The organism is Paraburkholderia fungorum (genome assembly GCF_003610895.1).
Lineage (GTDB): Bacteria > Pseudomonadota > Gammaproteobacteria > Burkholderiales > Burkholderiaceae > Paraburkholderia > Paraburkholderia fungorum_B.
In genome coordinates this window covers 49,122-63,151 of sequence record NZ_MCAS01000019.1, presented here as the reverse complement: position 1 = coordinate 63,151, position 14,030 = coordinate 49,122, and the positions used below count along the sequence as shown (strand labels likewise).

General features: G+C 61.7%; 11 protein-coding genes. 4 read left to right on the top strand and 7 right to left on the bottom strand.

Annotation, left to right across the window (positions count from 1 at the left end; genetic code table 11):
* Nucleotides 1-104: 104 nt before the first annotated feature.
* The 4 genes from htpX to def form a co-directional block, all read right to left on the bottom strand.
* Nucleotides 105-962: a zinc metalloprotease HtpX gene (gene htpX, locus BCY88_RS19195; protein WP_074285754.1), complete on the bottom strand. Its 858-nt coding sequence runs from the start codon at nt 960-962 to the stop codon at nt 105-107.
* 103 nt (nt 963-1,065) lie between these two features.
* Nucleotides 1,066-1,707 carry a LysE family translocator gene (locus BCY88_RS19190; RefSeq protein ID WP_120345787.1) on the bottom strand — a complete coding sequence of 214 codons (642 nt, stop codon included), beginning with the start codon at nt 1,705-1,707 and terminating at the stop codon, nt 1,066-1,068.
* 112 nt (nt 1,708-1,819) lie between these two features.
* The gene (gene fmt / locus BCY88_RS19185) at nt 1,820-2,806 is read right to left on the bottom strand and encodes a methionyl-tRNA formyltransferase (protein ID WP_120345786.1); all 987 of its coding nucleotides are present in this window, start codon (nt 2,804-2,806) and stop codon (nt 1,820-1,822) included.
* A 31-nt stretch (nt 2,807-2,837) separates the two neighbouring features.
* Nucleotides 2,838-3,341 carry a peptide deformylase gene (gene def / locus BCY88_RS19180; RefSeq protein ID WP_120345785.1) on the bottom strand — a complete coding sequence of 168 codons (504 nt, stop codon included), beginning with the start codon at nt 3,339-3,341 and terminating at the stop codon, nt 2,838-2,840.
* A gap of 244 nt (nt 3,342-3,585) precedes the next feature.
* Between def and dprA the strand changes: the two genes are divergently transcribed.
* From dprA to BCY88_RS19165, 3 genes are all read left to right on the top strand, one after another.
* Nucleotides 3,586-4,845: a DNA-processing protein DprA gene (dprA, locus tag BCY88_RS19175; protein WP_120345831.1), complete on the top strand. Its 1,260-nt coding sequence runs from the start codon at nt 3,586-3,588 to the stop codon at nt 4,843-4,845.
* Nucleotides 4,846-4,934: 89 nt separating this feature from the next.
* Nucleotides 4,935-5,312: a thioredoxin family protein gene (locus tag BCY88_RS19170; RefSeq protein ID WP_028197703.1), complete on the top strand. Its 378-nt coding sequence runs from the start codon at nt 4,935-4,937 to the stop codon at nt 5,310-5,312.
* A gap of 249 nt (nt 5,313-5,561) precedes the next feature.
* Nucleotides 5,562-8,237, top strand: a complete 2,676-nt coding sequence (locus BCY88_RS19165; protein WP_120345784.1) for a DNA topoisomerase III — start codon at nt 5,562-5,564, stop codon at nt 8,235-8,237.
* Nucleotides 8,238-8,402: 165 nt separating this feature from the next.
* Here the strand turns inward: BCY88_RS19165 and BCY88_RS19160 are convergent, their stop codons facing one another.
* Nucleotides 8,403-9,503, bottom strand: a complete 1,101-nt coding sequence (locus BCY88_RS19160; RefSeq protein WP_120345783.1) for a LysR family transcriptional regulator — start codon at nt 9,501-9,503, stop codon at nt 8,403-8,405.
* A 342-nt stretch (nt 9,504-9,845) separates the two neighbouring features.
* Nucleotides 9,846-11,714, bottom strand: coding sequence for a phosphoenolpyruvate carboxykinase (GTP) (locus BCY88_RS19155; RefSeq protein ID WP_120345782.1), 1,869 nt, complete (start codon nt 11,712-11,714; stop codon nt 9,846-9,848).
* Between the two features lie 388 nt (nt 11,715-12,102).
* Here BCY88_RS19155 and BCY88_RS19150 point away from each other — a divergent pair, with 388 nt between their 5' ends.
* Nucleotides 12,103-13,116 (top strand): D-2-hydroxyacid dehydrogenase family protein, encoded by a 1,014-nt coding sequence (locus BCY88_RS19150; protein WP_120345830.1) that lies wholly within the window; start codon nt 12,103-12,105, stop codon nt 13,114-13,116.
* 29 nt (nt 13,117-13,145) lie between these two features.
* On the opposite strand, the gene BCY88_RS19145 is transcribed toward BCY88_RS19150, so the two are convergent.
* The gene (locus tag BCY88_RS19145) at nt 13,146-14,021 is read right to left on the bottom strand and encodes a patatin-like phospholipase family protein (RefSeq protein ID WP_120345781.1); all 876 of its coding nucleotides are present in this window, start codon (nt 14,019-14,021) and stop codon (nt 13,146-13,148) included.
* Between the last annotated feature and the right edge of the window lie 9 nt (nt 14,022-14,030).

Sequence of the window (14,030 nt, the reverse complement as noted above, 5' to 3'; positions counted from 1 at the left end):
GCGTGGTGCGGGAAGAGGACCGCCGGGCGCGGACCGGGGCGATGCCCGAACAGAAAAGGCGAGCCCGCAGACTCGCCTTTCGTTACACCCGGTCAGTGAGCCCGTTACTCGAAGCGCCCCGTACGCGCCATCTCCATCAAACGCGCGATGCGCTCCTCCGTGGCCGGGTGCGTGGAGAACAGATTCGCAATGCCCCCGCCCGCCAGCGGATTCATGATCATCATCTGCGCGGTGGCCGGATGCTGCTCGGCCGTGGGGAACGGAATACCGCTCGCGTAGCGATGGATCTTGTCGAGCGCCGAGGCGAGCGCCTGCGGATCGCCGGAAATCTGCGCGCCGCCGCGGTCCGCCTCGAATTCGCGTGCACGCGAAATCGCCATCTGAATCAACGCGCCAGCGATCGGCGCGAGCAACGCAACGGCGATGCCGGCGATCGGGTTCGTCGGACGGCCGTTTTCGTCGCGGCTGCCAAAGAACATCGCAAAGTTCGCCAGCGCGGAAATGGCACCCGCCATGGTTGCCGAAACCGTGGAGATCAGAATGTCGCGGTGCTTCACGTGCGCCAGTTCGTGCGCCATCACGCCGCGCATTTCGCGCTCGGACAGCACGCGCAAAATGCCGGTGGTGGCGGCAACGGCCGCATGCTCCGGATTGCGGCCGGTGGCGAATGCGTTCGGCGCGTCTTCATTGATCAGATAGACGCGCGGCATGGGCAAATTCGCGCGGGTGGCGAGCTCACGCACCATGCGGTAAAACTGCGGCGCACTGTTTTCGTCGACTTCCTGCGCGTTGTACATGCGCAGAACCATCTTGTCCGAGAACCAGTAAGAAAAGAAATTCATCCCAAGGGCGATCACGAGCGCGATCATCATGCCGCGCGACCCGCCGATCATCCCGCCGATCACGATGAAAAGGGCCGTGATCGCGGCCATCAACATCGCGGTTTTGACCCAATTGAACATGTCTGCAACTCCTTGCCCTAACGCGGTTTCATATCTGCGCCGCATGATCGCAGCGACTGATTGTAAGCTAAATGTTAGATATGGGCGCGCGAGGAAAATTCAATCATCTTGATGCGGTGGCGAGCTTGAGGCCCAAGCCGACGAACGCGCTGCCGACGCCCCGGTCCAGCCACCTCTTCACCGACGGCTTGCCGGAGAAGCGGCGGGTCACACTACCGGCAATCCACGCGACAAAGCTGTTCCAGACCATGCTCATCATGACGAAGACCACGCCAAGCGTGAGAAACGCCAGTGCCTTATGGTCGCTGCCCGTTGTGACGAATTGCGGAAAAAACGACACGAAGAACAGTACGACCTTGGGATTCAGCACATTGGTCCAGAAACCCTGCAGGAACAATTGACGCAGCGATTTCGGCGCGCCGGCCGCACGCGCTTCGCCCGCCGCCTCGTCAGCCGCCGGCTTGGCGAAAATCAGGCGCACGCCGAGATAGATCAGATAAATAGCGCCGACGAACTTGATGACCGTGAACGCGGTGGCCGACGCGGCAAGCAGCGCCGTCAAGCCGAACGCACAGGCAAGCGAATGAACGCAACAACCGGCGGAGATGCCAAGCGCGGACATCAGGCCTGCGCCACGGCCCTGGGCGACACTGCGCCCGACGATGTAAGCCGTATCGGGACCGGGCGTCACGTTCAGCAGAAAGACCGCGGCGACGAAAAACTCGAAATGGGTGATGCCAAACATGGGGATCCTCTAAACACGGGCTGCTGCATAGAGGATTCTAACGCGCTGCGGGCTCGTGGCGGCGCTCCTGAACATCGGCCGAATGGACGATGTTCAAGGTAGTGCAAGCCGTTTATTTTGCTTCGGGGAGCTGGAAACGCTGACCGGCCGTTAGCGTCGCGCCGGCCAGGAATTCGCGCACCGGCAAACGCTTGCCGCCGGGTTTTTGCAGTTGCGTGAGACGCAGGGCGCCTTCACCACAGGCAATCACAACACCTTCGGAAGAGATGTCAACGATCGTTCCGGGCGCGCTGCTGCCTTGCACCTCGACCGGAACCGCCGCCCAGATCTTGATCGACGTGCCGTCTTCCAGCGTGCCTACGCCACCGGGGAACGGGTCGAATGCACGCACCTGACGCGCCAGAACCACGGCCGGCTTACGCCAGTCGAGCGCAGCCTCGTGCTTGCCGATTTTTTCCGCATATGTCACGCCGTCCGCCGGTTGCGGCGTTGCAGCCAGCTTGCCGCTGCGCTCGAGCTCGATCAGGGCTTCGACGATCAGCTTCGCGCCGTCTTGCGCGAGACGGTCGTGGAGGATCGCCGTGGTGTCGTCGCCGGAAATGGGCGTGCGCGCGACCGAGATCATCGCGCCCGTGTCGAGGCCCGCGTCCATTTGCATGAGCGTGATGCCGGTTTCAGCGTCGCCCGCCTCGATCGAGCGGTGGATCGGCGCGGCGCCGCGCCAGCGCGGTAACAAGGATGCGTGAATGTTGATGCAACCCAGCGGCGGAATATCGAGCACTTCCTGCGGCAGGATCAGACCATAGGCGGCCACCACCATCACGTCGTGCGGTGTGGCATGCAATTGATCGATCGCGGCGGCGGCTTCAGCCGGGTATTTGCCGGCGCGGCGCAGCGAAGGCGGCTGCGCGACGGCAATGCCGTGTTCCTGCGCGTAGCGCTTGACCGGGCTCGCCTGCAATTTCATTCCGCGCCCGGCGGGTTGATCTTGCCGGGTCAGCACGAGCGGCACCGGAAAACCGGCGCTGTGGATCGCGGCCAGCGCGGCCGCGGCGAACTCCGGCGTACCGGCAAAGATGACGCGCAACGAATGACTCATGAACGGGTGCGGTAGACGAGGTGGGCGCGCATTACATCGCGTGGGCGAGCTTCTTCATCTTGCTCTTGATGCGCGTCTGTTTCAGCGACGACAGGTACTCGACGAACACGCGGCCCATCAGATGATCCATCTCGTGCTGGATGCACACGGCCAGCAGCCCTTCGCAATCCATCTCGAAGGTTTCGCCCTTCTCGTTCAGCGCCCGCACGCGCACCTTCTCGGCGCGCTCGACGTTGTCGTAAATGCCCGGCACCGAGAGGCAGCCCTCTTCAGAGAGCTTCTTTTCGTCGCTCGACCAGACGATTTCCGGGTTGATGAAAGCGAGCAGTTCGTCGTGCGTTTCCGACACGTCGATCACAACCACGCGTTCATGCACGTCCACCTGGGTCGCCGCGAGGCCGACGCCGGGTGCGGCGTACATCGTTTCGGCCATGTCGGCGACCAGCCGGCGAATACGGTCGTTGACCACTTCGACCGGCTTCGCAATCTTGTGCAGCCGCTTGTCCGGGTAATTGAGGATGTTCAGTAAAGCCATGATCTTGAGTGTGTTTTATAGGCGCCGCTGACCGGTGTAGGGCTAGCGTTGGCCATTCGGCCAGGTTGTGGGCGCATCGCGTTACGCAGACGATAGACGGTGTCGAACCGGTTCGATTCAACGCGCCATGTGCGCTAAGCGAAGGGCCCGCGCGGGTGGGCGCGGCGCTGCAGTTATTTCGGATGATGAAAATTTTAGCATGGCGCCCGCCTGCCCGCTGGCCCTGCAGGAGGATCGACTCTCAATGCGTACCTTGCCCGCAACCCATATTGAACTCGCCGCCTGGCTGCGGCTTGCGCTCGCGCCGGGGCTGAAACCCGCCGCGCTGCGTTTACTGCTGAGCGCTTTCGGACTGCCGGAAGCGATTTTCAATCAATCGCTCGAGGCACTTGCCGGGATTGCGGGCGAAACTGCAGCGCGCGCTGTACTGGCACCGCCCATCGCAAACTTTGATGCGCAACTCGACGCAGTCATCGCATGGCGCGAGCTACCTGGCAACCATGTGGTAACCCTCGACGATCCCGCCTATCCGCCCGCGTTACTCACCATGACCGATCCGCCGCCGCTACTCTATATAAAGGGTCGGCTGAATCTGCTGCACACGAGAGCGGTGGCGCTGGTGGGCAGCCGCAGCGCGACGCCACAAGGCGCTGAAGATGCCGAGCGTTTCGCACGCGAGCTTTCGCAAGCGGGCGTCACCGTCGTGTCGGGGCTGGCGCTGGGCATCGACGGCGCCGCTCATCGCGGCGGCCTGGAAGGTGTCGGCGGCACGGTGGCGGTGATCGGCACCGGCGCCGACCTCGTCTACCCGGCCGCGCATCACGCGCTGGCACGGCAGATCGCAGCGCAAGGTGCAATCCTTTCGGAATGGCCTCTGGGCACGCCGGCGCGCGCCGCCAATTTCCCGCAGCGTAACCGCCTGATCGCCGGCCTCGTCAGCGGGGTTGTGATCGTCGAAGCCGCCATGCGCTCGGGTTCGTTGATCACGGCTCGGCTCGCCAATGAAATGGGGCGCGATATCTTCGCCTTGCCCGGCTCGATCCACGCACCCTTGTCGCGCGGCTGCCATCGAATCATCAAGCAGGGCGCCAAACTGGTTGAAACGCCCGATGAAGTGCTGGAAGAACTGGGCTTCGGCAAGCCTGTCGCCGCGAAGGCCGCCGGCCAGCAGACGATTTTTCCGGATAGCGCGGGTACGCCGGAATCGCCTGAAACTCCTGCGTCGGAAAACGTTCGGCAGGAACTGCCGACGATGCACGCCGCGGCGGTCCAGCGGGACTCAGGCACGGCATCCACGTTATCAGCGGAGCCGCAACCGGCCACGAGTCCCGAAGCGCTGCAGCTCCTCGACGCGCTCGGTCACGCGCCCGCTACGCTTGAAATTCTTGCCAGCCGCACCGAGATGGGGGACGCGGCATTGCAAAACACGCTGCTGCAACTCGAACTCGCCGGCCAGGTTACCGCGCTGCCCGGCGGCCGCTTCACACGGGCGACCCGTGGCTGACCCCGCATTGACCAGGGTTGACCGCGATTTGGGATCGGCCATGCTACATTCGCGCCAAAGCACCTGATAAAAGTACGCAAGGAACCACCATGCCCGCGCTGAATCTCGACACCGACCAAGACCGGATTGCCGAGCGCGTCAACGAACCCGACACGCTGTTCGTAGCCTGCCTGTGCGCGGAGTGGTGCGGGACCTGCCGTGACTACCGGGAGGCCTTCAACCGCCTGGCGGATAAACATCCGGATATCTGTTTCGCATGGATCGACATCGAAACCCATGCGGACCGCTTCGACGATCTGGATGTAGAGAATTTCCCGACCATCCTGATCGAAGACTCAGTAACGACACGTTTCTTTGGCACGGTTTTGCCGCAAGCAGCGATTGTGGAACGGATGTTGTCTGACCTGACGGCGGTGCCTGGCATCAGCGGCGCGCCCAAACTGCGGCCCGCGCTGACCGTCGCGTGAATGTGGCTACCGGCCGCTAAACCTTGCGGCACGGGCGTTGCGAGCAGCACACGGCGCGTTTTGCGCCGCGTGCCCAGCTACTGAGCGCGCAATTATCATGGCGCGCTTTTTATGGCACTTGACACGCCGCTCTCGCGCCGTGTGCTATAAAGCGGTCGTTATTGGGTCGCAAAGGTCGCAAACGAGGGTCGCGCTGGTTAAAGCGCACTCAAGGCCATCAACCCGGATCTACCAACCTCACATCGAGTCATGTCCAAAGCACTGATCATCGCCGAAAAGCCTTCCGTCGCGAACGACATCGCGCGCGCTTTGGGCGGTTTTACCAAGCATGACGAATACTACGAAAGCGACGACTACGTCCTTTCCTCGGCAGTCGGCCACTTGCTGGAAATCGCCGCGCCCGAAGACTATGAAGTCAAACGCGGCAAATGGAGTTTCGCGAATCTGCCCGTCATTCCGCCGCATTTCGATCTGAATCCGATCGCCAAGAGCGAGTCGCGCCTGAAGGTGCTGACCAAGTTGCTCAAGCGTAAAGACGTCGATCGTCTGATCAATGCATGCGACGCGGGGCGCGAGGGCGAGCTGATTTTCCGCCTGATCGCGCAGCACGCGAAAGCCAAACAGCCGGTGCAGCGCCTGTGGCTGCAATCCATGACGGCGGGCGCGATCCGTGAAGGCTTTGCCCGTCTGCGTAGCGACGAAGAAATGCAACCGCTCGCTGACGCGGCGCGCTGCCGCTCGGAGGCGGACTGGCTGGTCGGCATCAACGGCACGCGGGCCATGACCGCATTCAACAGCAAGGGCGGCGGTTTCTTCCTGACCACAGTCGGCCGGGTACAGACACCCACGCTGTCGATCGTGGTCGAGCGCGAAGAAAAGATCCGCCGCTTCGTGCCGCGCGACTATTGGGAAGTGAAGGCCGACTTCGTCTGCGCGGGCGGCTTCTACGAAGGCCGCTGGTTCGATCCGAAATTCAAGCGCGACGAGTTCGATCCTGAAAAACGCGATTCGCGTCTGTGGGCGCTGCCCGCAGCCGAGACGATCGTTGCTGCCTGCCGTGGCCAGATCGGCACGGTGACGGAAGAATCGAAGCCGTCCACGCAACTGTCGCCGGCACTGTTCGACCTGACCAGCTTGCAGCGTGAAGCCAACGGCCGCTTCGGCTTCTCGGCGAAGAACACGCTGGGCCTCGCTCAGGCGCTGTACGAAAAGCACAAGGTGCTGACCTATCCCCGGACCGACGCGCGCGCGTTGCCGGAAGACTATATGGATACGGTCAAGGAAACGCTGGGCATGCTCAAGGAGAGCAACAACTATCTCCCCTATGCCAAGCAGGTGTTGGACAAGGGTTGGGTGAAACCGAACAAGCGCATCTTCGATAACTCGAAGATCAGCGACCACTTCGCAATCATCCCGACCGCGCAAGCACCGAAGAATCTGTCCGAACCGGAACAGAAGCTCTACGACCTGGTAGTGAAGCGCTTCCTGTCGGTGTTCTTCCCGGCCGCCGAATATCGGGTAACGACACGGATCACGGAAGTGGTGGGCCATCACTTCAAGACTGAAGGCAAGGTGCTGGTCGAACCGGGCTGGTTGCAGGTCTATGGCCGCGAAATCAGCGGCGAAGACGCCAATCTCGTGCCGGTGCAGAAAGACGAGAAGGTCAAGACGGACAAGATCGCCGCCCAGCAACTGGTGACGAAACCGCCCGCACGCTACAACGAAGCAACCTTGCTGTCGGCCATGGAAGGCGCGGGCAAGCTCGTCGAAGACGACGAGTTGCGCGAAGCCATGGCGGCCAAGGGCCTTGGCACGCCGGCCACGCGCGCCGCCATTATCGAAGGGCTGCTCGGCGAAAAGTATCTGATCCGCGAAGGCCGCGATCTGATCCCCACGGCCAAGGCTTTCCAGCTGATGACACTGCTGCGCGGTCTCGGCGTGAAGGAACTGACCGCGCCGGAATTGACCGGCGAGTGGGAATACAAGCTCTCGCAGATGGAACGTGGCAACCTGCCGCGCGACGCGTTCATGCAGGAAATCGCCCGCATGACGCAGACCATCGTCAAGCGCGCGAAGGAATACGATTCGGACACAATCCCGGGTGATTACGCGACGTTGCAGACGCCGTGTCCGAATTGTGGCGGTCAGGTGAAGGAAAACTACCGGCGCTTCGCGTGCTCGAAGTGCGAGTTCTCGATCTCCAAGATTCCGGGCGGACGTCAGTTCGAAATTCCAGAAGTCGAAGAGTTATTGCAGAACAAGACGATCGGGCCGTTGTCAGGTTTCCGCAGCAAGATGGGCCGCCCGTTCTCCGCGATTCTGAAGCTCTCGCTCGACGACGAGATCAAGAATTACAAGCTCGAGTTCGACTTCGGTCAGGATTCGGGCGGCGAAGACGGCGAACCGCCTGACTTCTCCGACCAGCAAGCGGTCGGTGCGTGTCCGAAGTGCAAGGGTCGCGTGTTCGAACACGGCATGAGCTATGTTTGTGAGAACTCGGTTGCCAATCCGAAGACTTGCGACTTCCGCTCAGGGAAGGTGATTCTGCAGCAGGAAATCGCACGCGAGCAGATGGCGAAATTGCTTGAAGAAGGGCGCACCGACCTGCTGACGAATTTCAAGTCGTCGCGCACCGGCCGCAACTTCAAGGCATTCCTCGTCAAGCAGAATGACGGCAAGATCGGCTTCGAATTCGAGAAGAAGGAGCCATCGGCCAAAACAGCAGCGAAGACCGCAGCGGCCAAGACGGCAGCGAAGGCAGCGCCGGAGTCGGACGACGAAGATGCAGCCGTTGCAGTAAAGGCGGTGCCCGCCGCCAAGAAGGCAGCAGCGAAGAAAGCACCCGCGGCCAAGACTGCTGCAAAGACTGCGGCGGCCAAGAAAGCGCCGGCCAAGAAAACGGCTGCGCGCAAGACCGGCTCATAATTCGCCGGCTCGTCATTTCGGCAGGCGACCGGAGGCGCATTCAGCTTCCGGCCAGCTCTGATAGCGCAAAGAAAAAAGGCGCAGTCACTTTCGTGACTGCGCCTTTTTATTTGTCCTCCGGACCGCGCCAATCTCAGGAGCCGCCGGCGGTGATCGCTCGAATCGTTATAGCGGTGACAGAGCAGCAGGCCGCGGACGATTCGTCGTCTTTGCCAACGTCTTCGGCAACGGCGACAACTCGCTATCCAGCAGCCGTGAAAGCGGCTCAGCGCCATCGAACGCTTCCGGCGGCATGGGGTCCGCCGAATCGAGCGCCGTGGCCGTGGCAGGCCTTCCAAGACCGTCCTTGATCCACTGTTCGCCGAGCAGACTGTTCGGCGTCTGGCTGAAATGCTCAACCAGATGATCGATGAACGTACGCACCTTGGCCGGCAAGTGACGGCGGCTCGGATACGCGATGTTGATCTCAACCTGCGGCAAACGGAAATCGCCGAGCAGACGCACGAGCCTGCCACGCGTCATATCGCGGCCGATCAGATAGCTGGGCAGAATCGCGATACCCATGCCGAGCAACGCGAACTGCCGCAGCATTTCCGTGTTGTTGGCCACGATCACGTTGGACGGACGCACGCGCACCTCGCCCTCCGAGCCCGTGAAGACACGCTCGTCGCCCCAATACTCCGACGGCAAGCTCAGGCACGGATGCTCGAGCAGATGCTCGGGACGCGTGGGCGTGCCGTGTTTTTCCAGATACGCGGGCGTCGCGCACACCGTCATGCAACCGGTGGTCAAACGCCGCGTGACAATGCTCGCGCTGCGCATCTGCCGCGTGACCACCACGCCCACGTCAAAACCTTCTTCGACCAGATCGACCTGACGGTCAACCAGCGTGACATCGGGAATGACTTTCGGGTAGCGCTCGGCGTACGTCTGCAGCACGGGCGCAAGGTTATGTAACCCGAACACGACCGGTGCGACGATTCGCAACGTGCCGACGGGTTCGTGATTGCGCGCGACCACCATCTGCTCGACGTCTTCCAGTTCGTCGAGAATCTGGCGCGCACGCTCGAGGTAAACCTGGCCGGATTCGGTCAGAGACAAGCTGCGGGTTGTGCGATTGAGCAGTCGCGTACCAAGGCGGCCTTCAAGATCGGCAACGTGACGGGTGGCAACTGCGTTGGAAATATCCATCGCGCTCGCAGCGCGGGCAAAACTGCCGAGATCCGCCACTTTGACGAAAACTCGCATCGACTGCAAATGATCCATAGGACAACTCCTGCCGTGTTACAGCTTCCTGACAATTAGTGAAAACCAGTGAAGCGAACTTGGAATTCTCCTACGACTCGCGAAATCGTGCAGAAGTTGCCCGTCAAAGCGGAAATATTGTCGATATTTGTGCCGCTGTGCTTCCCAGTGTGGGGCAAGAACCGCGATTGTTCCAACAATGGAAACAATCTGCTGCACTGCAGCTTGCACTGTCTTTTTTGTTCGAACAGACGCAAAGGTCGATCCGGCGTTGCGAAATCAGAAAAAGTGATGCGGCAGCGTCGATACGGCAAAGAAAAACCGCCCGAAGGCGGCTTTCATTCGAAGTGAATACTCACATGTTCAAGCTGCGAGTTTTCCCTCAAGAGCGCGTTTTGCCTCGGTCAAGGCTGGCGGCAGGCCTTGCTGCAATGTGTCAAAGAGGGCTGCATGCAGTTGGAGCTCGTCACGCCAGGCCGCATCGTCGACCGAGATCACCTGGTCAAATTGCTCGCGGCTGAAATCGAGACCGCTCCAGTCGATGTCTTCGTAGTGCGGCGACACGCCGAATGCGTGTTCTTCGCCTTGCGCCTTGCCTTCAATGCGCCCGACCATCCAGCTCAACACACGCATGTTCTCGCCGAAGCCCGGCCAGACAAACTTGCCGTCCGGCCCCTTACGGAACCAGTTGACGCAGAAGATCTTGGGCAGCTTCGCGCTCAGTTGCTCCAGACGCTCGCCGGTTTTGAGCCAGTGTCCGAAATAGTCGCTCATGTTGTACCCGCAGAACGGCAGCATCGCGAACGGATCCCGGCGCACCACGCCTTGCTGCCCCGCCGCTGCCGCGGTTGTTTCCGAGCCCATGGTCGCCGCCATGTAGACGCCTTCGACCCAGTTGCGTGCTTCGGTGACGAGCGGCACCGTGGTCGAGCGGCGGCCGCCGAAGATGAACGCGTCGATGGCGACACCAGCCGGGTTCTCCCAGTCGGCGTCGATCGACGGACATTGCGAGGCTGGCGCCGTGAAGCGCGCGTTGGGGTGCGCGGCCTTCTGCCCGCGTTCCTTCGCGCTTGCCGGCGTCCAGTCCTTGCCTTGCCAGTCGATCAGATGCGCGGGCAGCTCGTCGGTCATGCCTTCCCACCAGACGTCGCCGTCGTCAGTCAGCGCGACGTTCGTGAAAATGACGTTCTCCTTCAGCGTGGCCATCGCGTTGAAGTTGGTCTTTTCGCTCGTGCCCGGTGCCACGCCGAAATAGCCCGCCTCCGGGTTGATCGCGTACAGACGGCCGTCCTTACCCGGTTTGATCCAGGCGATATCGTCGCCGATCGTGGAGATTTTCCAGCCGTTCAGGCCTTGCGGCGGAATCAGCATGGCGAAGTTAGTCTTGCCGCAAGCCGACGGAAATGCCGCCGCGACGTGATGTTTGCGTCCTTCCGGCGACGTCACGCCGAGAATCAGCATGTGTTCGGCGAGCCAGCCTTCGGCACGGCCCATGGTGGACGCGATGCGCAGCGCGAAGCACTTCTTGCCGAGCAGCGCATTGCCGCCGTAGCCCGAGCCGTAGCTCCAGATTTCGCGCGCTTCGGGGAAATGGACGATGTATTTGGTGTCGTTGCACGGCCACGGCACGTCTTTCTCGCCCGCCGCGAGCGGTGCGCCGACCGAATGCACACACGGCACGAACTCGCCGTCTTCGCCCAGCACGTCGTACACCTTGCGGCCCATGCGCGTCATGATGCGCATATTGGTCGCCACGTACGGGCTGTCGCTCAACTCGACGCCAATGTGCGCAATCGGCGAACCGAGCGGCCCCATCGAGAACGGCACCACGTACATCGTACGGCCGCGCATGGCGCCGTCGAAGAGACCGCCGAGCGTTGTACGCATCTCGGCCGGTTCGATCCAGTTGTTGGTTGGCCCGGCATCTTCACGACGCTGCGAGCAGATGTAGGTGCGGTCTTCGACACGCGCTACATCTGACGGATCGGACCAGGCCAGATAGGAATTGGGACGTTTGGCGGGATTGAGCTTTTTGAGGGTACCGGCTTCGACCATCTGGGCACACAGGCGGTCGTATTCCTCCTGCGAACCGTCGCACCAGACGATCCGATCGGGCTTGGTCAGGGCGGCAATGCGCTGGACCCAGTCGATCAGTTTCCGATGTTTGACCCACGTGGGCGCCGCTGCGGACACCTCGACGTTGGGCTGTCCTTCGAATGAGGGATGATTCATCGACTTGTCTCCGTTTTGAAAGCAATAGAAAAACGGTACAAGCCCAGCGACGCTGCATGCGAGAGGCGTTCAATTCATCGCGCCGGCATTCCTGCCAGCCGACGCGTTATTGTGCAGGTCATCGTGGGCCACACAGCGTGTTGCACGGAGGCGCCGATAGACGATTTTGCCGACGGCGGTCTGCAACCGTCTGTAAAGCGGCTTGCCTCAACACGCAACAAACTGTTAAAAACGATGTCAATCGGCCTTGCCGTAGCGCTTCCGTTCTTCGCGGCAACTTCTACAGTAAGGCATTCAGCCAGACCGGCATGTGACCTGGGTCACATGGTGGGACAGTCAGCATAACACTCCGTTCCGCACCGCTATGGTGCGCCGCAAGACACATACCATGAAGATTGCCATCCTCGACGATTACCAGGACGCCGTCCGCAAGCTCGACTGCTTTCAACTGCTGGCCGACCATGAGGTCAAGGTTTTCAACAACACGGTTCGCGGTCTCGGCCAGCTGGCGAGCCGTCTTTCCGAAGTCGACGCCCTCGTTCTGATTCGCGAACGCACCCGCATCAGCTCGCAACTACTCGACAAGTTGCCGCGTTTGCGCATGATCAGTCAGACTGGCAAAGTCGCAAGCCATATCGATCTGGCGGCCTGTACCGAGCGCGGCATCGCCGTGCTGGAAGGCAGCGGCTCGCCGATCGCGCCGGCCGAGCTGACGTGGGCACTCATCATGGCGGCTCAGCGGCGGATTCCGCAATACGTAGCAAACCTTAAGCAAGGGGCCTGGCAGCAGTCCGGTTTGAAGACGTCGGCGCTGCCGCCGAACTTCGGTTTGGGCCAGGTATTGCGCGGCCAGACGCTGGGCATTTGGGGTTACGGCAAGATCGGCCGCCTGCTTGCCGGATACGGCAAGGCGTTCGGCATGAACGTGCTGATCTGGGGCCGCGAGCATTCGCGCGAAGCGGCGCGTGCCGACGGATACGGCGTGGCGGAAAGCCGCGAGGCCCTGTTCGAGCAGAGTGACGTGCTGTCCCTGCACCTGCGTCTGCATGACGACACACGCGGCATCGTCAAGCAGGAAGACCTGATGCGGATGAAGCCGACCGCATTGCTCGTGAACACGAGCCGGGCTGAACTGCTCGACGAAAACGCGCTGGTGAACGCGCTCTCGCACAATCGTCCGGGGATGGTCGCGATCGATGTCTACGAAAGCGAGCCGATTCTGCAGGGCTACAGCTTGCTGCGCATGGAGAATGTGATCTGCACGCCGCACATTGGCTATGTGGAACGCGAGAGTTACGAGTTGTATTTCACCGCGGCGTTCCAGAACATTCTGGCTTTCGACGCCGGCGACACGGCCAGCGTGGCGAATCCGGAAGCGTTGCAGGGCGGGCGTCGGCGTTAATCGTCGGCGCCACCCGCCGCGCGCTCATCTCAGCGCGCTTCGTGCGCGCCGGCTTCCAGCAGATCGGGCATACGCTGCAGAAAGACCTCGCCGTCAGCACGGCCGAGGTTGTACGCGTGCACCATCTGCGACGGACTCGTGTAATCCCAACTCGAAATCGGCACCTTGCGCGACGGCTGCACGTAGAGCCGTTGCTGCACGCCGTGTGGCACCACGAACATCTGCGGCCGCGGATAAAGACGCGTGACCATGACCAGCACGTTGCCGGGCGCCTCGGCGTCGAGCGCTCCGACCGGCACGTTGTCGACCATCCCGCCATCCAGCACCGGCCGGCCATTGCGCCTTAAAACCGGCGTGAACGGCGGCGTACTCGAGGATTGCAGAATCAGATCGGCGAGATCCTCGACCGTCGCGCAATCCTGCGCGCGCACGAATTCCGGATGAAAACCGAGCGTCTGGCCCAGCGTCGGATGCAAGGTTTTGCGCACGTATTTCTCGATGTTGTACGCAATCAGGCCCGCGGCAACCGCGCTTCGCGCGCCAAGCCAGCGCGGCAGATGCGACACGCCGATGCGGATTTCGGGTGCGTCGGCGAGCGTCGCGAATTTGTCGCTGTAAATGTCGAGCAGCGCCTGCCGGTAGATCCGGTAATGCGGGAAAACCGATTCGCCGCGCAGCAGGTTGCCCCAGTACGCGTTGCGGGTGTTGTGGCGCAACGCGTCTTCGTAATAGCGCATGACCCAGTCGGAATCGCGCGTGTAGAGCATGCACGCGGTGGCGGCGCCGGCCGAAATGCCGGCGATGACGCGCGGACGGATGGCCAGTTCCGGCTGCACCACGTCCCAGAAACCCGCTTGCCACCAGCAGCGATTGCCGCCGCCCGCGAATACGACCTGATCGAACATCTTGGCTTT